This window comes from Streptomyces sp. NPDC020362 (genome assembly GCF_040642095.1).
Classification (GTDB): Bacteria; Actinomycetota; Actinomycetes; order Streptomycetales; family Streptomycetaceae; genus Streptomyces.
In genome coordinates, this window is record NZ_JBFAET010000003.1 from 1 (window position 1) to 18,273 (window position 18,273).

Consider the following 18,273-nt stretch of genomic DNA (forward strand, 5'->3'; position numbering starts at 1 on the left):
CGCGAGGCCGGCTACCACGAGGCGGACCTGCTGACCGTCGCCGAGCGCCTGGAGGTGCGGATGCGCCGGCACCGGCTGCACACCGCCGCCCTCGGCCACGACGACGCGGACCGCTTCGCCACCGCCGTCCTGCTCGGCTTCCCCCGGGACGACCCGGACACGGTCGAGCTGGTCAACTTCGGCCACGAGCCGCCCCTCGCCGTCGGCCCGCACGGTCTCCGCGCCCTGCCGGGCGCCGACGGCCTGCCCCTCGGCCTCGGCGACCTCACGGACGACCGCCCCCGGGTGCGCCGGGTGCCGCTGGGCCGCGAGGAGACCCTGCTGCTGATGACCGACGGGGTGACCGAGGCGCGCGACCGTGCCGGGGAGTTCTACGAGCCCGTCCGGGAGCTGGCCCGGGCGGTTGCGGTCGACCCACAGCTGGCCGAGCCCCGGCGCCTGGTCCGCCGGGTCCGCGACGGCGTCCTGCTGCACAGCGGCGGCCACCTGGTGGACGACACGACGGTCTTCGCCATGCGGCGGGTGGGCGAAGGCCCCGTACAGGGACGTTTGCGGTCCTGAGCCCCGCCCGTGCACCGGCAGCGGTTACGGTGCTGGCTGGAGAGCGATCTACAGGGGAGGGGACGATGCCCGGAACCGTGCTGCTGCTGGCGGCCTCGCCGCTGGGCAGGGGACGCCTGGTGGATGCGGCCGGAGTACTTCCCGTGCTGGCCGCGGTGGCCCCCGCCGTGCTGTCCGGCACCGAAACCGCCAACGTGGTCGAACTCGCCGATCCGCTGGAGCCGCAGGCCGTCCTCACCCGGCTGCGCGCCGCCGCGGCCGCTCCGGGACCGCTCACCGTGTACATCACCGGGCAGCTGCACCTGGACCGCCGCCAGCACCTGCCCCATCTCGCGCTGGCCCGCACCACCCCGGCCACCGTCCGCTACACCGCGCTGCCCTGGCACTGGATCCGGGAGGAGCTGAGGCTGCGCTCCGCGGGTGACACCGCGCTCGTCGTCGACCTGCACGCGGATGCGGAGGTCTGGCGGCATCTGGCCGAGCGCCCGCTGGACTCGGGGCGCACCGCGGCGGTGTACGGGCGCGTTGCGCCTCCGGCGTCAGGGCGGCGGGGGACGGCCGAGGCGGCGTACATGAAGGCGGTGGCGACCCTGCTGCGCAGTGGGCACCGGCCGCCTCTTGCTCAGTTGCACGAGCGGGCGCTGGCGCGGATCGCCGAGGCGAGTGCGGGGCGGGATCTGGTGCTGGCCGGTGTCGGCGGCATCGTCCCCGGAGGCTTCGCCCCCGGACCCCCGTATCGGCCCGAACGGCCTCGTCCTCAAACGCCGGACGGGCTGGATGCGGTGGCCGCACGTCATCAAGTGCCGGATGGCGTCAGTGTGTTGGGGGTGGGTTCTCAAGTACCGGATGGCATCAGTGTGTTGGGTGCCGGTTTCCGAATGCCGGATGGCATGGGTGCGTTGGGTACCGGTTCTCAAGTTCCGGGCGGCGGAGCCGGTTTGTTGCCCGATGTCCCTCAAGTGCCATCGGGTCCCGGCTTGTTGTCTGTAGAACCTCAAGTGTCCACCGTGCCTGGTTTGTTGGCCTATGGCGCCCAAGTTCCGGACAATACGGGCGTGTTGGCTTCTGCTCCTCAATCGCCTGGCGTGCCCGGCGTGTCGGCTGTGCGTCCTCAAGCGTCGGGCGAATCAGGTGTGTTGGCTGCCGGTCCCCAAGCGCCGCGCGGGTCTGGTGGCTTGGGTGCCAGTTCCCAAATGACGTACGGACCCGACGCGTTGGCCGGACGCCCACCGGCGCCGGATGGGCTGGATGTGTCGGGTGCGCGTCCTCAAGTGCCGGTCGGGACGGACGTGACGGCTGCACATCCTCCTGTGCCGGGTGGGGTGTTGTCCGGTGCTGGGGGTGATCCCCATGACGCCATCAGCGGTGCGGTCAGGGCCGGGCGGTATGCGGAGGCCGATGGGCTTGCCGCTCGGTTCGAGCAGGATGCCGTGCGCGCCCATGGGGCCGCCTCCGACGAGGCGTTGCACTGGTCCGAAGTGCGGGCCGATCTCGCCATGTTCGCGGGCGACGCGGTGCGCAGCTGCCGTGCCTGGCTGGGGGTCGCGGGGGTGCGGCTGGCCGCGGGGCAGGCGGTGGACGCGCCTGCCGTGGAGGCGGCCGCGGACCGGGCCCACCACCAGTGGGGGTGCATCAAGGACGCGGCGCGTGCCAGTGAACTCGGGCCTGCGCTCGCGGAGTTGAGGTTCAGAGTGCCGGGCCGCCGGCAGGGCGCGCTGGAGAACGTCCAGCGGCACCTGCGGCAGCTCCAGGTGCAGGGCTGAGCCTGACCGTTCCCAGGGACCGGGCGGGAGCGGGTCGTCGTGCCAGGACCGCTGCTCAGCCGCGCGCCCCGAACGGTGTGGCGAACCAGGTCATGCGACGGGCAGGAGCGCCAGTGCCCCGGACACCAGGGTGCGGACGCCCGGCGTGATCGTGGACAGGTCGGGCGCGAAGTGCGGGCTGTGGTTGCTCGGCACGGCCGCGAACTTCTCCTCGAAGCTCTCCCCGGGCGCCTTCTCCCACACCTCGGCCGGGGTGGTGGTCACGAACCAGTACGCGTACGGGGTCGAGCCGGGCGCCAGCTGCGGGAAGTCCTCGCTGCCCATCGCCGGGCCGGGGTCGAACACCGTGCCCGCGCCGAACACCTCGCGGTGCACGGCGGCCACCGCGGCATCCGTGCCGGCGTCGTTGACCGTCGCGGGAAAGGTGCTGCCGACGATGACGTCGGGCTCGCGGGGGCAGCCGGCGGCCAGGCACTCGCCGTGCGCGATGCGCCGGATCGCGGCCAGCATCCGCTCGCGCACCTCCTCCGACTGGGTGCGCAGGTTCAGGGCGATGTGCGCCGTCGACGGAATGATGTTGTGCCGGGTGCCCGCCTCGATCCGGCCCACGGTCAGCACCGCGGACTCGCGCGCGGCCAGCTCCCGGGAGACCACCGTCTGCAGCCGGGTGACCAGATGTGCGGCGGTCACCACCGGGTCCACGGTCGACTCCGGCCGCGAACCGTGCCCGCCCCGGCCGTGCACCACGATGTCCACGTCGGTCGACGCCGACATGATCAGACCCGGCGCGTGCGGGTAGAAGCCCGCGGGGCCGGGGGCCGCGTGCTGCCCGAGCAGTACGTCCGGCCGGCCGAAGCGCTCGTACAGCCCGTCCGCGACCATGCGGGCCGCGCCCTGCCCGGTCTCCTCGGCGGGCTGGCCCACGACCAGCAGGGTGCCGTTCCAGGTCTCCCGCCCGGCCGCCAGCGCCGCGGCCGCGCCCGCGAGCCAGGTGACGTGCAGGTCATGGCCGCAGGCGTGCATCACCCCGTCCGCCTCGGAGGCGTACGGCAGCCCCGTCGCCTCCTCGACCGGCAGCGCGTCCATGTCGGCCCGCAGCAGCACGGTCGGTCCGTCCCCGTTGCTCAGCACCCCCGCGACACCGGTGCCGCCGATCCCCTCGCCCGTCTCGAACCCTGCCTCCCTGAGCCGGGCTGCCAGCCTGCCCGCCGTGCGGTGCTCGCGCAGGGACAGTTCCGGGTGGCGGTGCAGGTCGCGGTAGAAGTCCTCCAGGTCCGGGACCGGGAGCGAGTCGGTGAGGTCCAGAGCGGTGCGCGCTGCGGCAGAGGTCACGGGGCAAAGATAGGCCTCCGGCGGGACGAGGGGGGAGTGTCCCGCCGGGGCCGGTCGGTGGGGCCCTGGCTGCCGGGGGCCGGTCGGGGCCGGCCGGTGGGGCCCGGGCTGCCGGAGGGCCGGTCAGTGCTGGGCGTGCCGGACGTACGCGGCGCGCTCGGCGTATGCGGCGTGCTGGGCGTATGCCGCGTGCCGGGTGTACGCGGCGCGCTCGGCGTACGTGGCGTGCCGGTCGTGCAGTGCGGCCGGCCGGGTCGGCAGAGCGTCCGCCGCCCGGGCCGGTACCGCGTTCGCCGCCGTGATCAGGGCCGCGACGGCGAGGACGGCCGCGGCGACCCCCCTCAGGGTGGGGGTCGCCCCGTTGGAGCGAAGCCGGGAGTGGGGGAGCGCGGTGGGGCGTCCGTAGGGGGCGGATGTACGACCGAGCACGGCGACCTCGCAACAAAGCGACGTGTTAAACATGCTTAATCCGCCGTTTAACCTAGGGGCTGTCGGACCCTAACGGCAAGGGGCACCAAGGGAGTTGGGGGTAACAGCGGATGCGGGAACGGGACGATCCCGAGGTCATCGGGCGGCGTGTGCAACAGCTGCGCAGCGAACGCGGGCTCACCCAGCGGCAGCTGGCCGAGCCCGCCTACACGCCCGCCTACATCTCCACCCTGGAGGCGGGCCGGGTCCGCGCCTCCGACGAGGCGCTGCGGCACATCGCCGGCCGGCTCGGGGTCGCCTTCGAGGAGCTGGCGGTGGGCCGGCCCGCCCACCTCGCCACCGACCTGAGGCTGCGCCTCACCGGAGCCCAGCGCGCCCTCGCCGACGGCAGGGCCGAGGAGGCGGCCGCACAGTACGCCGCCCTGCTCGCGGAGGCCGGGACGCACGGACTCGGCGCCGAACAGGCGACCGCGCTGCTCGGGCTGGGCGAATGCGCCCTGGAGACCGGCGAGCTGGAGCAGGCGCACGCGTACTTCGAGCGGGCCGAGGCGCACCTCGCCGGGGAGTCCCTGCCGGCCCGGGTGCCCGCCGTCCGCGGGCGGGCCGTCGCCCACTACCTCGCCGGTGAACTCCGCTACGCCGTCTACCTCCTGGAATCCGCCGTCGACGAGCTGAACCGGGGCGGACTGCACGACCCCGACGCACTGCTGCTCCTGTACGCCAGCGTCATCGGCCCCTACATGGACATGGGCGCCCACGCCCGCGCCGCCCAGGCCGCCGAGTTCGCCCTCGCGCTCGCCCCGCAGGCCGAGGATCCCGCGCTGATCGCCCGGATGCACCGCTCCGTCGCCCGCACCCTGCTCGCCGAGGGCCGGGTCGCCGAGGCGGACGCCTCGCTCGCCAAGGCGGCCGAGCTGTACCGCCGGCTGCAGCTGCGCACCGAACTCGCCAACTGCCACTGGATGCGCGGCTACGTCTGCGCCCAGAACGGCGAACTGGACCGGGCCGAGGCCGAGTTGCGGCAGGCCCACGCCATGCTCTCGGAGACCCGGGCCGCGCTCTACCGCAGCCAGGCCGCCGTGGAACTCGCCGACGTCCTGCACCGGCGCGGCAGGTCCGAGGAGGCCGCGGAGCTGCTGGGCGGGGTCCTCGGCGACTTCTCCTCCGAGCGCGGCGCCGTCCACGCGGCTGCCGCGCACCGGCTGCTCGGCATCATCGCCGAGGACGCCCGCGACACCGAGGCCGCCGAGGAGCACTACGTCCGCGCCCTCAGCCTGCTGGAGCGGGCCGGCGCGGCCGGCGACCTCGCCGACCTGTGCCGGCTCCTGGGCGACCTGCTGCGCCGCACCGGCCGGGTGGAGGCCGCCCTGGACGCCTACCGCACGGGCCTGGGCCACCGCACGGCCCCGGGCACCACGACCCTCGGCCCGGCTCCGGCCCAGCCGCCCCTGTGACCCGCAGCGGGACCCCACCGCTCACCCCGGCACCCGGGCCGGCGCCGGGGGTGCGAAGACGTCCGACCTGACCCCTGCCGCCAGGTCCACGACCGAGGCCGGGAGGTGGGCCGGCCTGGCCGGACGGCCCTTGGTGGCCGGATGCTCGGCGAACACGGCGGTGGTCAGGGCGAGCCGGGGGGTGTACGCCGACTGCCACAGGGTCCGGGTGCCGGGGCCCGTGCCCGCGCCGCCGGTGTACGTCGGCTGCCCGTCCGCGGAGGAGAACTTCGCCGCGAGCGCGGCCGCGCCGAGCGCCATGACCCGGTGTCCGTCCGGGTGGGCCGTGTAGACGGTGTGGCCGCCCCGGGTGATCCGGGCCACCGTGTACGGCGCCGCGTACGTGCCGTCCGCCGCCACCGTCGCGTACGCCGAGGCCACGCTCAGCGGCGTCGGCGCCGCCGTGCCCGGCAGCCCGGTCAGCGGGGCGCCGAGCCGCATCCCGGTGATCGGCTTCAGTGCCGTACCTGCCTCCACCGCCCCGGACAGGGCGTCGTTGAAGGGCTGGTGGGCGTAGTCCGTGCCGCCGTACAGGACGCGGACCGCGCCGTTGCCGGGGACCATGGCGATCACGGCCGCGTGCAGCCGGGTGTCCTTCGGCAGGTTCATCGCGCGCCCGCGCTCGCGCACCCGCTCCGAGACCGCGTACTGCGTGCTCAGGTCGAAGGTCGTACGGACCGTGTAGCCCCCGCGCGCCAGCTGGTCCTGCGAGATACCCAGCCGGCGGGCGGCCTCCGCGGCGGCCGCGTCGATCAGGTACTGGCGCTGGCCGTCCGAGTCGCCGGGCGGGTAGAAGCGGAAGGCCGGGAAGGCGGCCGAGGAGCGCTGCGCGGCCGTGATGCTGCCCGAGGAACGCATCGCGTCCAGGACCCAGCGCCAGCGCTTCTGGAGCGTCACGGTGACCTTCGCGTCCGAGCCCGCCCGTTCGTAGTACGTCGGCCGGTTGATGATGGCCGCGAGCGCCGCGCCCTGCGACACGGTGAGGTCCTTGGCGTCCACCCCGAAGTAGTTGCGCGCCGCCGACTCGATGCCCGCCGCGCCCCGGCCGAAGTACACGGTGTTGAGGTAGCCCTCCAGGATCGCGTACTTGGATCGGGTGCGGTCCAGCTTGACGGCGATCAGCGCCTCGCGGGCCTTGCGGCCCAGCGACTGCTCGGGGCTGAGCAGGGCGTTCTTCACGTACTGCTGGGTGATCGTCGAACCGCCCTGGCGTTCCCCGCCGGACAGCGTGGCCATGGCCGCGCGGACGATCGCGCTGGGCGAGACGCCCGAGTCCGTGCGGAAGGAACGGTTCTCGGCGGCGATCACCGCGTCCTGGACGTGCCGCGGCACCTGGGCGAGGTCCACGTCCTGCCGGTCCACCGGCCCGCGCCGGCCCAGGTACTCCCCCTGCGAGTCCAGGAAGACCGTGCTCTGGCTCACCGTCTCCGGGTGCGGGGCGGGAACGGTCGTGAGCTCGTACGCCACCCAGACCGTGCCGACGAGCGCGAGGAACAGCGCGAGCAGCGCCACCAGGATCCGCCGCACCCAGCGGCCCCGGCGGCGGCGCAGATGCATCAGAAGACGCTTCACGAGCCCACCCCGCCCCGCGCCAGGACCTTGCCGTCCGCGCCGTACACCGTGACCCGGGTGTCCATCAGCATCCCCTTGTCCCGGGTGACGTCGAACCGGATGGTCGCGTACCAGACGTCCCAGCCGGGGTCGCCCGCCAGCGTGAGCACGGTCCCGGGGACGCGGCCCGCGGGTGTGTCCGCCTCGACGCGGGCGGCCGGTCCGCCGCCGTGGTGGATGCCGGACAGCAGCAGCCGTCCGTCCGCAAGCTCCATCCGCACGGTGACGGCCGCGGTGTTCGGGGAGAGCCCCGCGACCGGCAGGAACTCGCCCCCGCCCTTCGGCGCCGACCAGTGCGCCCCGTCCTTCGTCAGCCACAGCTCCGCCCCGGACAGCGGCCGTACGCGCTCACCGGCCGCCACCACCCGCACGGTCCCTGCGGCCACGCTCTTTCCGGGCGTCACCGGCCCGGAGCCGGGTCCGCCGGCAAGTCGCCAGCCGAGCCAGCCGAGCGGGCCGAGCACCAGCACACAGCAGGCCAGAAACGCCGTCGCGCGGCGCCGACGCCGGCGCGTGCGTCCCGCGCGCTCGATGGCCGTGAGCGGGACGGGCGTGCGGGGCACGTCGGCGACGGCCGAGGCGAACGCCTCGGTCAACCCGCCCGGTATCGGCATGGGTTGCCTACGTCGCATCGGTCACCTGCCCCAGGGCCTTCAGCCCCCGTCGTTCGTACGACTTCACCGCGCCGACCGACCAGCCGAGCATCTCGGCGATCTCCAGTTGGCCCAGGTCCTCGCCCAGGCGCAGGACCAGCACCACCCGCTGGCGGGCGGACAGGGCGGCGAGGGCGCGGGCGAGCGGGGTCTGCGGGGAGGGCCGCGTGCGGCGCGGCCGGCGGCCGAGATGGCGGCGTACCAACAGGCGTCGTACGTAGAAGTCGGTGTCGTTGCCCGGGATGCGCCGCCAGTGGGCGTACGCCTCGGACAGGGCGGTGCGCGCCAGGGCGTCGGCCTCGGCAGGGTCGCCGGTCAGCAGCTGGGCCGTGCGCAGCAGCCGCGGCCAGGCCACGGCGGCGTAGCCGCCGAACTCGGGGCGGCGGCCGGGGCGTTCGGCGCGATGGCGGGTTCGAGGTCGTCGGTTCACGTCGGCGCGCCGTCCGCCCTGGTGCCGGCCGTCCCGGGGAGGGGGGCACAGGTGCCGGGACGGCGGTTGCTGGTTCTGGTGGTCATCGGGTTCCCCCCTGCGATGTGCTTCGATGTGCGGCGTACGGGATCTGTACGCACCGCGAGGCGGTCCGGGTTGCACGGCGTTTCGGGGAAGTTGGGGCACCGATGGCAGGGGCGGCATGACCGAGGACGAGTTCGACGCGTTCTACGCCGCTGCGTTTCCCCGGCTGACCGGCCAGCTCTTCGCCTTCACCGGGGATCACGGCGAGGCGCAGGACGTCGTCCAGGAGGCGTTCGTACGGGCCTGGGACCGGCGGCGCGACTTCCTCGCGGACGGGGCGCCCGAGGCGTGGGTCAGGACCGTCGCGATGCGGCTCGCCGTCAGCCGGTGGCGGCGCGCCCGGCGGTGGCTGGAGCTGATGCGGCACACCCCGCCGCCGGAGTCCGTGCCCGGGCCCGACCCCGAGCACGCCGCGCTCGTCCTGGCGCTGCGCACCCTGCCCGAGGCCCAGCGGATGGCGGTCGTCCTGCACCATCTGTGCGACCTGAGCGTGGAGCAAGTAGCCTCGGAAACCGGGGCCCCGGTGGGGACGGTCAAGGCCCGCCTGTCCCGTGGCCGTGCGGCACTGGCGCGGGTGCTGGCCCCGGGCGAGGGGGAGAGGGAGGGCGACCGTGTCCGATGACCGCGGCTACGACGCCGGCCCCGACGACACCGGGCACCCCGCCGAACTGTCCGGCGCGCTGCGCACCCTGGCCGGGGAGCACCAGTCGGCCCCGCCCTTCCCCGGCGCCGAGATCCGCCGCCTCGCCGTACGGCGGGGCCGCCGCCGGCGTACGGTCCTCGCGGCCGCCGGGGTGGCCGCCGCGGCGGCCGTCGCCGTCACGCTGACCGTCGGCCTGCACCACGACTCCGGCTCCGGCCCGGGCCGCACCACCCCGGCGACCGGCCGAACCCTGCACTCCGGACGGCCCCCCACCGCGACGCCGTCTCCCATCGCCACGCCGTCTCCCACCGCGACGCCGACCACCGTCGACGCCGTCATCGACCTCACCCGGATGATGATGACTGTGGACGGGCGGGCCCTGCCCGTCTCCTACGGCGGGCCGAAACAGCCCGCGCTCACGGGCCGGTTCACCGTCACCGACACGTACCAGGTACCGCCGCCGAAGACCGGGAGCGGCAGCGGCAGTGGCAGCGGCGTGGGGAAGCCGACGGCCCCGTGGATGATCGAACTGCTCGACGCGGACACGAGCGAGGTCAAATTCATCGTCTCCCTCGCCCATGACCCCAAGGCGCCCGGCGACCACGCAGCCACCGGCGGCTGGATCGCCCTGCGTGTGGCCGACGCGAAGAGGCTGTACACGCGACTGGACAAGGGCTCGGTGGTGCTGGTGACGGGGAGCACACCGACGGTGGGGGCCACCACGTCGCCGTCGCCCTAGGAGAGCCCGCCAACCGGCTCGCCCTGGGAGAGAGCCCGCCAACCGGCCGCTCGGGCGCGGGCGATGGCGGGGCGAGGGCGCTCGGGGGCGCGTCAGACCTGGGCGCGGCCCTGCCTGCGCACGTCCGCCAGGCGCAGCGCGCCCATCTGGACGGCCGCCTGGGTCGCGTCGTTCTGTACGTCGCCCAGCCCTCCGTTGGTGAGCGCGAAGGCGTCCTGGCCGACGCGGACGGCGGCCACGTCCAGCGTCAGCACGATCTCCTGCCCGTCGTCCGTCGTCGTGGCGACACTGACGCGCAGTCCCTGGCGTGCGTCCCCGACCTCCGGCAGCGGGGCGTCGCCGACCTGGACGTCCTCGACCTGACCGGTCTCCGTAGCGGCCGTGAACCGGGCGCACTGGACGGGCATCGTGCGCAGCCAGTTCAACTCGGCGTCGACGTCCGCGGGGCGACGCGCCCCGATCTGGTAGCGGAGCTGGGCGTCGGTGTCGGTGTCGTCGAGGCCGGCGGCGACCCGGGCGGGACCGCCGAGGAGTTCGTCGGCGTAGAGGGTGTCGAGCAGGCGCTGGCACTCCCCGGCCGAGGTGGTGGCCTTCAGCAGACCGTCCCGCCAGGTCGCCGCCCCGCGCGTCGCGGACCAGGGGGCACCGAGGTCGGACTCGGTGAGGAGCGCGGCCCGGGCCTGGCCGTCGGTGAGCGCCGCCGCGTCGCCGCGGGCCGACGACTTCGGCGCGGCCGAGGGCGAGTCGATCGTCGGGAGGGGCTGCTGCGCGGTCGGCGGGTGCTCCAGGCCGAGCGTCGCGCAGCCGGTGAGGGGGAGGAGGCCGGCGGCGAGAGCGGCGAACGAGCGGAGGCGGGGGCGTATCGCAGCGGTCATCGGGGTGCCTCCTGGGCGGGGCGTGGGGGGTACGTACCTGCTTTCACGGCACCACCGCCGGGTCCCGCCCACCAGCGCTCCGGGCCGTCCGGGTGAGGGGCTACGGGGACGGCGGGGGCCATGGGGGTGAAGGGCCGCGGGGACGGCGGAGGCCATGGGGGTGAAGGGCCGCGGGGACGGCGGGGGCCATCAGCGTGAGGGGGACGGAAAATCCGTGGTCCGTGCAACGGCGGCGCTGTTACGGTCGCCCCATGCAGCGCGCCCAGCAGTGCCCGAAGAGCACGACGACGCCGGAGACCGTCCCGGCGCGCTGACTCCTGACCCAGTCCGAAGCCCCGGGGCGAACGCCCCGGGGCTTCGGCGCGTTCCCGGGCGTCCGCCTCCCCTCACCGAGGAGCCCCCATGAACGACCCGGTGCACGCCAGGAACAACCCCGTCCCCGACCGGATGCCCGACCACCGCCGCCTCGGCCGCGAACTCGGCCTGTTCGACACCGATCCGCTCATGGGCGCGGGCCTGCCCTACTGGCTCCCCGACGGGGCCGTCGTACGCCACACCCTGGAGGAGTACGTCCGGGAGGCGGAGCGCGTCGCCGGATACCGGCACGTGTACTCCCCCGCGCTCGGCAAACGCGAGCTGTACGAGATCTCCGGGCACTGGGACCACTACAGCGACGACATGTACCCGCCGATGAACCTGGGCGCGGAGGAGGTCGTCCTGCGCCCCAGCCTCTGCCCGCACCACGCCCTGATCTACCGCTCCCGCTCCCGCAGCTACCGGGAACTGCCGCTGCGCATCGCCGAGTTGGGCACCATGTACCGCGCCGAACTGTCCGGCGTCCTCGGCGGCCTGACCCGCGTGCGCGCCATCCAGCTCAACGACGCCCATATCTTCTGCACCCTGGACCAGGCCGTCGACGAGGCCCGCGCCGCCCTGGAACTGATCGCCCGCGCGTACGCCGACCTCGGTATCGAGGCCGTACGCCACCGCCTCTCGCTGCCCGGCGAGGGCGGCAAGTACGTCGCCGACCCCGGGCTGTGGCGCCGGGCCACCGCGCTGCTGAGGGAGGTCCTCGCCGAGAGCGGCGTCGCGTACGAGGAGGCGGAGGGCGAGGCCGCCTTCTACGGCCCCAAGATCGATGTGCAGATCGCGGACCCGGCGGGACGCGAGTCGACCCTGTCCACCGTGCAGATCGACTTCCACCAGCCCGCCCGCTTCGACCTGCACTACATCGGCGCCGACGGAGCCAGGCACCGCCCGGTGATGGTGCACCGCAGCATCATCGGCAGCGTGGAGCGGGCCGTCGCCCACCTCCTCGAGGCCCACGGAGGGGCCTTCCCGGCCTGGCTGGCGCCCGTGCAGCTGATCGTGCTGCCGGTCGGCGAACAGCAGGTGGAGCGGGCCGCGGAGGTGGTCCGCCAGGCCGTCTCCCGGGGCCTGCGCGCCGACCTCGCGACCCCCGGACAGGGCACCCTCGGCGCCCGGATCCGCGCGGCCCGTCTGGTCCCGTACCAGGCGGTGATCGGCGAACGGGAGGCCGACGCGGGCCTTGCGGCCGTACGCCTGCGGGACGGGCGGCGCCCCGGCGCGCTCCCGGTACCCGAACTCCTGGACCGCATCGCCGAACGGGTGGCGGCACGGGGCGCCGCGCTCTGGGCCTGATCTGATCTAGGGTCGGTACGACGGAAGGAGTCCGCCGTGACCGGTCAGCCCATCCCCGTGATCATCGACTGCGACACCGGCGTCGACGACGCCCTGGCCCTGCTGCTCGCCGTGCGCCACCCGGCCCTGGATCTCAGGGCGGTGACGTGTGTGGCCGGGAACACGGACGTCGACGGGGTGGTCCGCAACACCCTGACCGTGCTGGAGCTGGCGGGCGCCCCCGACATCCCGGTGGCGCGGGGCGCAGCCCGCCCGCTGATCGAGCCGGCCCGCTCGGCCCGGCACGTGCACGGCGCGGACGGCATGGGCGACCTGGGTCTGCCCGCGCCGACCCGCGCGCCCGCCGCCGAGGACGCGGTGACCCTGCTGCGCCGGGAGATCCTCGCCTCCCCGCGCCCGGTCACCCTGATCCCGACCGCACCGCTCACCAACATCGCACTCCTGCTGCGCACCCACCCGGAGGTGACCGGGAACATCGAGCGGATCGTCTTCATGGGCGGCGCGGTAGCCACCGGAAACGCCACGCCCGTCGCCGAGTTCAACGTCTGGCACGACCCGGAGGCGGCGGCGGTGCTGCTCACCGCAGGGGTGCCGATCACCATGTACGGGCTCGACGTGTTCACCCGGGTCGTCGTCCCGGGCGCGGACGTACGGCGGCTGCGGGACAGCGCGGAGCCGGGCACCCGGCTGGCCGGCGAACTGCTGGCCCACCGCCCGTCCGCGCCCGACCCCGACGGCGACGACCCGGCAGGCGGCCTCGGCGACGCGGGCGCGGTGTGCGCGGTCGCGGACCCGGCCGGCCTCACCACCCGTCTGCTGCCCGTCGAGGTGTCCCTCGCCCCCGGTCCGACCCGGGGCCAGACGGTCGTGGACCGCAGGCCGCGCCCGGGCGAGTCCGAGATCCACGAGGGCGCCCGCGAACAGGCCCTGGTGGACGTCGCGCTGGACGTGGACGTGGACCGGTACGTGAAGCTCTACCTGGAGACCGTGGAGCGCTCCTAGGGCCTGCCCGACGAGTCGCGTGCCTGCTGAGCGTACTGATCGTTCTGGTCGGCGTGGGGCGGGGTGACTTGTCGAACGAGGAATTCCGCTCGTGATCCGGCGGACAATGTCAGGGATCCGGCCGCGCGAGCCCGGGCTATCGCGTCCGGCGGATCTGTTTGATCTTGATGTGGCCGGCTCGCGGGTGTCCGACGATTCTGAGGGTCGGGGAGGTCGGGTCCTCTGGCGCGGTGGCCTTGTTGCTGATGTGAGCGGTATTGGTGCTCGACCCGTCGATCCGTACCGCCCAGCCCCGCGGGACGATCAACTGAATGGTGCCGGTTCCGCACCGTGCCTCGACGGTGACGTCCCGGTGCGCACAGACTGCCTCGGTGAAGTCGATCACGATGCTCAGCATTTTGCATTCGGCGACGATCTTCCGGGGAACTGTCCAGCGGCCATTCTGCTTGATGTTGCTCAGTCTGGTCTTGAGGACGAGCGTTTCCGCGTCAGCGCCGGAAAGCGAACCAGACGGCTGCTCCTGCGTCAGGTCGGCCACCAGCACGTCGAGTTCGCCGTACGTCTTCGCGGCGTAAGCCCGATCGAGCCTCTCCTCCAACTCGGTAAGGTCGATCCGGCCTTCACCCGCAGCGACCCGCAGTTGCTCGGCAACCGACTCCCGGTCGGCATCTCCTGCTCGCAGCTCCACTGTGCCCTGCGACGTCAGCCCCGGCGCCCGCTCCCCATCAGTCATGGTGCGACTGTAACCGCGCGGGCGAAGCACCTCCCGACGACCTGGCCCCGAGACGGGGACGAGGCCCATCGGACAGGCCCTAGCGACCGGCAACCTTGCCGCCGAAGAACACCTGCACCTCCCGGATGAGGCCGTCCCGTACGGTGATCGCCTCGACGTTGCGGTACCGGTCGCCCGTCGTCAGCTCGTACTCGTAGTGGGCGAGGACGAGTTCGTCGTCGGCCGGGGTGACGTGCAGCAGCCGCTGTTCCCGGAGCCGGTCGGCCGTCGGGAAGCACCGGTCGAAGAAGGCGGTCTTGCCGATGTGGTCGTCCTGCGGGCTGGTGAAGGTGAAGTCGTCGGCGTACAGGGGGCGGGCCGCGGCCCGGTCCTGCGCCAGGTAGTGCCGGAACGCGGCCTCGACGACGTCTTTCGGACTGCCGGTCATGCGGCCACCGTACGCCCGTGCACAGGGCGAAGGTTCCCTTTCCCGGCAATGTGGACAGGGCCGGTGTGTGGACCCGCTCCCGTCCCGTCCGAAGGGAGCTCGCGTGGCAGACCTCTCCCCCGGAACCCCGACCGGTGGCGCCAGGCCGTCATCCACCAGGTCCATCCGCGCAGTTTCGCCGACGCCGACGACAACGCCTGCCTGCTCTCCGGCGGCCGGACCCCGCCGATCGACCCGGAGGAGGGCCTTTGCCGGTCCCGCGCCGCGACCCCGCTGCCGCCGGCGGGAACCCTCCCGCCGGACACCACGGTCTGGCTCGCCCGGTGCCCGTCCCGCGGACCGGGCGGCCGGAGCTAGCCGGCCGTCGGGGTCGGGCTGGGGCCCGGAGAGGCGTTCCCGCCGCTGCCCGAGCCCCCGGCGATGCCGTTGATGTCCACCGGTGTGGACGTCGCGTTCGGCGGCGGTGTGAGCACCACCTCCGGCTGGCCCACGGGCGGAGGCGGCGGGGTCAGGTCGGAGGAGGGCAGCTTCGGCGGGGTGGTCTGCTGGAAGAGGGTCTGGTCGAAGTCGACCAGACCCGTTTTCTCCATGACCGTGATGTGGTCGAGCACGGTGTCGTTGGCCTGGTCGGCCAGGGCGCGCACCAGCGAGTTCTTGGTCGTGGACCGGATCTTCGCCACCGTGTTGAAGATCGAACCGTGCGTCATCCGCAGGATGTTGGCGAAGTCGCTGTCGAACTTCTTGCCGCTGTCCGACCTCAGCGTGTTGACGAAGCCCTCCTGCTGGGGGCTCGCGATGTTGGGCAGCGTGATGTTCAGCATCGGCGCGATCTTGCGGCACGTGGTGTCCAGCGCGGAGTGCCCGTCGACCAGGTGCTTGCTGGCCTCGATGACGCCCTTCGTGGTGCCCTTCTGCAGCCCCATCTGGCCCACCGGGTACTCCCACAGCCCGGCCGCCCGCACCTTGACCACGAAGTCCCGGTCGGACTCGGTGAGCGGTCCCCACTGGGTCTGGGCGATGACCCGGTCCGGCGAGGTGGAGACGGTGCTCACGCCGAGCATGCTCGGGTATGCGAGGGCCGCGAGGGTCAGGGCCATCGCACCGCCCACGAAAAGAGTTCCCGTCGCGTTCCGCGAAATGCGCACCGTGACTCCTGTCCGGTCGTGGATCCCGCCTGCAGGCGGTTGGGACGCACAGCAGTACGGATGCGGAGGCGATTCGTATCGGTGGTCCGGGTAAAGATTCGTCGGAGCCGCAGTTCGGGCGGGTGCGGCGGGACCGTGCTCCACCGGACGCCGCTTGGGCGGCCGTTGGCGAAAGGTTGACCATTCCTCGGGAGCAGGGCGGCAGACGCAGGCCTAGATTCGCCGCATGCCCCCACAGCCAGTGCCCAGAAGGCCCGCCGGACGCCCACCGGCTCCCGCCGCGCTCCCCGTCCTGCCCTACCGCAAGCCCACCAAGGGCCGCGACTACTGGGTGCTGGACGACGTGCTGCCGGACGTCGACGCCGTGCGGATGCGGTGTCTGGCCAAGGACGACTGGGTCAAGGGGTATCCGTACACCTCCGAGACCTGGCCCGGACTGCGGGCCATGCCCGGCCTGGAACCCGGTGAACTCGCCCGTATCGAGCGGCTGGTGAAGAGGGAGACCGGGGCCGAGGAGCTGTGGGTGCAGCAGGCGCCCGGCGGCGGCACCCTCAACCACAACTGTGTCCAGGTGGTCGGCGAGGGCGAGAGCGAGCCCCGCCCGCACACCGACTCCCGCGCGCTGTGCCGGTACGCGGCCGTGCTCTACCTGAACCCGCACGTCCCCAAGGACTGCGGCACCAGCTTCTACCGCCAGTCGCTGCCCGGCGGCCGGCTCGGCGGCAACGTCGTCCAGGCACCGCACAACAACCTCGTCGAGGCCCTCGGCACCCGCTTCGTCTCCCCGGACGCCTTCGAGGAGGACGTCCGCGTCCCGCACCGGTACAACCGCCTCCTCCTCTACAACGCCAACCTCGTGCACAGCGCGACCGGCTACTTCGGCAAGGAGCTGGAGGAGAAGCGCATGACGGCGGTCTTCTTCTGGATGGCCTGAACCCGTCCAGCACCCCGGGCGGCGGATGCGACGCTCGTCGCGTCCACCGCCCGGAGCCGCGGGTCTCAGCCGCGCTCTTGTGCGGGTGCCGTGGCGGTCGCCGTCCCCTCGGCGGTGGCCGCCGGACGGGAGGCGGCGGGCAGGCACTTGCCCAGGGTGACGAAGAGAAGCACCAGACCGACGGTCAGCAGGACATGGCCCAGCCCGGCGACGCCGGCGATCGCCGCCCCGGTGGAGTGCCCGAGCACCGTCAGCGTTCCGTGCAGGGTCATCATGGCGACGGTCACCGCGAGGCCCGCGTTGTAGATCCAGAAGAACCAGGTGAACAGCCGGTGGGCGGTCAGCGTGAACTGCTTCTCCAGCACCAGGACGATGAGGAAGAACAGCATGCCGAGCGCCAGCACATGGGTGTGCACGACGGCGAGCTGGGTGGTGCCGTCGAAGTCCTTCGCTTTGGTGAGTTCGCGGTAGTACAGGCCGCTGACGAGCCCGATGATCATGTAGATGTGGGCGGTGTTGAGGATTTTCCTCATTGGCAATCTCCCCCGAGACGTTGCGAAAATGTCGCCTCAGCCTTGCGTTCGGCCGTCCGGGCATCAACGATGAACCCGGTAACGAGTCATAACCGTCGGCTAATGGATCCGAAGAGGGGCGAGTGGAGCTCCGCGACATCGAGATCTTTCTGGCTCTCTCCGAGGAACTGCACTTCAGCCGCACCGCGGAGCGCCTGCACGTCACCCAGGCCCGGGTCAGCCAGTCGATCAAGAAGCTGGAGCGGCAGATCGAGGGCCTGTTGTTCGAGCGCACCAGCCGTGCGGTGCGGCTCACCGCGCTGGGCGAGCAGCTGCGAGGCGAACTCGGCGCCGGTTACCGGCAGATCATGGACTCGGTCGCCACGGCGAAGGCCGCCGCCCGCGCGGCACAGACCCTGACCGTCGGCACCATGGGCCCCCATTCCCTGATGGTGTCCGATGCCGTCGCCCTGTTCCAGGCCGCGCACCCGGCGGTCGGGGTGCAGTTCCGGGAGGTGCAGCCGCCCGCACCGCTGGACCTGCTGCGCTCCGGCGATGTCGACGTCGCGGTGCTGTGGCTCCCGGTCGACGAGCCCGACCTCACCGTCGGGCCGGTGGTGCACGTCTCGCGGGTGCTGCTCATGATGAGCGTCACGCATCCCTACGCCCGGCGTGACGCCGTCCTGCTGGAGGACCTCGCCGACTGCGTGATGGTGGCCGGCCGGTCCATGCCGCCGGCGATGGAGGAGGCCCTCAACCCCTTCCGCACGCCCTCGGGCCGGCCCGTTCCGCGCGGCCCCGAGGCGTCCACCTGGCAGGAGATCCTCAGCACGGTCGCCACCAGCCGGGCCGTGGCCGCGGTCTCCGCCGAGGCGGCCGACTTCTACCGCTGGCCGAGCCTCGCCTTCGTCCCCATCGTCGACGCCCTGCCCTGCCGGTGGGCCCTGGTCTGGCGCACCGCCGCGGAGACCCCCCTCATCCGGTCCTTCGCACAGGCCCTTTCCGATGCGCCGTCGATCGCGGGCGAGGCCTGCGGGTGCCCGTCGGTGCACCCGCACGCGTGACGGCGGCCGTCACCTGCCGACCGGGCCGATGAAGGTGCCCGCTCTTGTCGGTGAGCGCCACCGCGGCCTGCTTCTGGCCGCTGCCGCCGGACGGGGCCGCCCGGGTGCCTGCCCAGGAGTGGCCGAGCCGGGTCCCGGCTGGCGTGGCCCTGGCGAGTGGAGGCGGCCGTGGGACACGATG

18 protein-coding genes and 1 pseudogene are annotated in these 18,273 nt (G+C 73.4%); 9 read left to right on the forward strand and 10 right to left on the reverse strand.

Features of this window, described 5'->3' with window-relative positions:
• Positions 1-561: PP2C family protein-serine/threonine phosphatase (locus tag AB0H32_RS02060; protein WP_361112747.1), on the forward strand; the 561-nt coding region annotated here is incomplete at its 5' end.
• A gap of 65 nt (positions 562-626) precedes the next feature.
• Positions 627-1,220 (forward strand): annotated as a pseudogene (locus AB0H32_RS02065) (hypothetical protein); the annotation flags it as partial.
• A gap of 1,194 nt (positions 1,221-2,414) precedes the next feature.
• Here the strand turns inward: AB0H32_RS02065 and AB0H32_RS02070 are convergent.
• Positions 2,415-3,656: an amidohydrolase gene (locus AB0H32_RS02070; protein ID WP_361112750.1), complete on the reverse strand. Its 1,242-nt coding sequence runs from the start codon at positions 3,654-3,656 to the stop codon at positions 2,415-2,417.
• A gap of 123 nt (positions 3,657-3,779) precedes the next feature.
• Complete coding sequence (locus AB0H32_RS02075) at positions 3,780-4,118, reverse strand: hypothetical protein (RefSeq protein ID WP_361112753.1); 339 nt, start codon at positions 4,116-4,118, stop codon at positions 3,780-3,782.
• A gap of 77 nt (positions 4,119-4,195) precedes the next feature.
• Here AB0H32_RS02075 and AB0H32_RS02080 point away from each other — a divergent pair, with 77 nt between their 5' ends.
• Positions 4,196-5,539 (forward strand): helix-turn-helix transcriptional regulator, encoded by a 1,344-nt coding sequence (locus AB0H32_RS02080; RefSeq protein WP_361112756.1) that lies wholly within the window; start codon positions 4,196-4,198, stop codon positions 5,537-5,539.
• Positions 5,540-5,560: 21 nt separating this feature from the next.
• Here AB0H32_RS02080 and AB0H32_RS02085 read toward each other — a convergent pair whose 3' ends face one another.
• The 3 genes from AB0H32_RS02085 to AB0H32_RS02095 are packed head-to-tail and all read right to left on the reverse strand — an operon-like array spanning position 5,561 to position 8,272.
• Positions 5,561-7,150 carry a transglycosylase domain-containing protein gene (locus AB0H32_RS02085; protein WP_361112759.1) on the reverse strand — a complete coding sequence of 530 codons (1,590 nt, stop codon included), beginning with the start codon at positions 7,148-7,150 and terminating at the stop codon, positions 5,561-5,563.
• Positions 7,147-7,803, reverse strand: coding sequence for a hypothetical protein (locus AB0H32_RS02090; RefSeq protein ID WP_361112761.1), 657 nt, complete (start codon positions 7,801-7,803; stop codon positions 7,147-7,149). Before AB0H32_RS02090 ends, AB0H32_RS02085 begins: the two co-directional genes overlap by 4 nt.
• A 7-nt stretch (positions 7,804-7,810) precedes the next feature.
• The gene (locus AB0H32_RS02095; RefSeq protein WP_361112764.1) at positions 7,811-8,272 is read right to left on the reverse strand and encodes a sigma factor-like helix-turn-helix DNA-binding protein; all 462 of its coding nucleotides are present in this window, start codon (positions 8,270-8,272) and stop codon (positions 7,811-7,813) included.
• Positions 8,273-8,474: 202 nt separating this feature from the next.
• Here AB0H32_RS02095 and AB0H32_RS02100 point away from each other — a divergent pair, with 202 nt between their 5' ends.
• Entirely contained in the window at positions 8,475-8,978 is a 504-nt protein-coding gene (locus tag AB0H32_RS02100; protein ID WP_361112767.1) for a SigE family RNA polymerase sigma factor, read from the forward strand.
• Positions 8,968-9,738: a L,D-transpeptidase gene (locus tag AB0H32_RS02105; protein WP_361112770.1), complete on the forward strand. Its 771-nt coding sequence runs from the start codon at positions 8,968-8,970 to the stop codon at positions 9,736-9,738. The genes AB0H32_RS02100 and AB0H32_RS02105 overlap by 11 nt, the downstream gene beginning before the upstream one ends.
• A 92-nt stretch (positions 9,739-9,830) precedes the next feature.
• Here AB0H32_RS02105 and AB0H32_RS02110 read toward each other — a convergent pair whose 3' ends face one another.
• Positions 9,831-10,613: a hypothetical protein gene (locus AB0H32_RS02110; protein WP_361112773.1), complete on the reverse strand. Its 783-nt coding sequence runs from the start codon at positions 10,611-10,613 to the stop codon at positions 9,831-9,833.
• 447 nt (positions 10,614-11,060) lie between these two features.
• On the opposite strand from AB0H32_RS02110, the gene thrS reads away from it, so the two are divergent.
• Positions 11,061-12,275: a threonine--tRNA ligase gene (gene thrS / locus AB0H32_RS02115; protein ID WP_361113158.1), complete on the forward strand. Its 1,215-nt coding sequence runs from the start codon at positions 11,061-11,063 to the stop codon at positions 12,273-12,275.
• 36 nt (positions 12,276-12,311) lie between these two features.
• A complete protein-coding gene (locus tag AB0H32_RS02120; RefSeq protein WP_361112776.1) occupies positions 12,312-13,277 on the forward strand; it encodes a nucleoside hydrolase in 966 nt (321 codons plus the stop codon).
• A 136-nt stretch (positions 13,278-13,413) separates the two neighbouring features.
• On the opposite strand, the gene AB0H32_RS02125 is transcribed toward AB0H32_RS02120, so the two are convergent.
• The 3 genes from AB0H32_RS02125 to AB0H32_RS02135 form a co-directional block, all read right to left on the reverse strand.
• Positions 13,414-14,010 carry a DUF1707 domain-containing protein gene (locus AB0H32_RS02125; RefSeq protein ID WP_361112779.1) on the reverse strand — a complete coding sequence of 199 codons (597 nt, stop codon included), beginning with the start codon at positions 14,008-14,010 and terminating at the stop codon, positions 13,414-13,416.
• A 79-nt stretch (positions 14,011-14,089) separates the two neighbouring features.
• Entirely contained in the window at positions 14,090-14,437 is a 348-nt protein-coding gene (locus AB0H32_RS02130; RefSeq protein ID WP_361112781.1) for a nuclear transport factor 2 family protein, read from the reverse strand.
• A gap of 353 nt (positions 14,438-14,790) precedes the next feature.
• On the reverse strand, positions 14,791-15,546 hold the full coding sequence (locus tag AB0H32_RS02135; protein WP_361113161.1) for a DUF4142 domain-containing protein: 756 nt from the start codon (positions 15,544-15,546) through the stop codon (positions 14,791-14,793).
• 262 nt (positions 15,547-15,808) lie between these two features.
• Between AB0H32_RS02135 and AB0H32_RS02140 the strand changes: the two genes are divergently transcribed.
• Entirely contained in the window at positions 15,809-16,516 is a 708-nt protein-coding gene (locus AB0H32_RS02140; RefSeq protein ID WP_361112784.1) for a DUF6445 family protein, read from the forward strand.
• A 65-nt stretch (positions 16,517-16,581) separates the two neighbouring features.
• Here AB0H32_RS02140 and AB0H32_RS02145 read toward each other — a convergent pair whose 3' ends face one another.
• Positions 16,582-17,049, reverse strand: coding sequence for a DUF2871 domain-containing protein (locus AB0H32_RS02145; RefSeq protein WP_361112787.1), 468 nt, complete (start codon positions 17,047-17,049; stop codon positions 16,582-16,584).
• Positions 17,050-17,171: 122 nt separating this feature from the next.
• On the opposite strand from AB0H32_RS02145, the gene AB0H32_RS02150 reads away from it, so the two are divergent.
• The gene (locus tag AB0H32_RS02150) at positions 17,172-18,092 is read left to right on the forward strand and encodes a LysR family transcriptional regulator (protein ID WP_361112790.1); all 921 of its coding nucleotides are present in this window, start codon (positions 17,172-17,174) and stop codon (positions 18,090-18,092) included.
• The last annotated feature ends 181 nt before the right edge of the window (positions 18,093-18,273 follow it).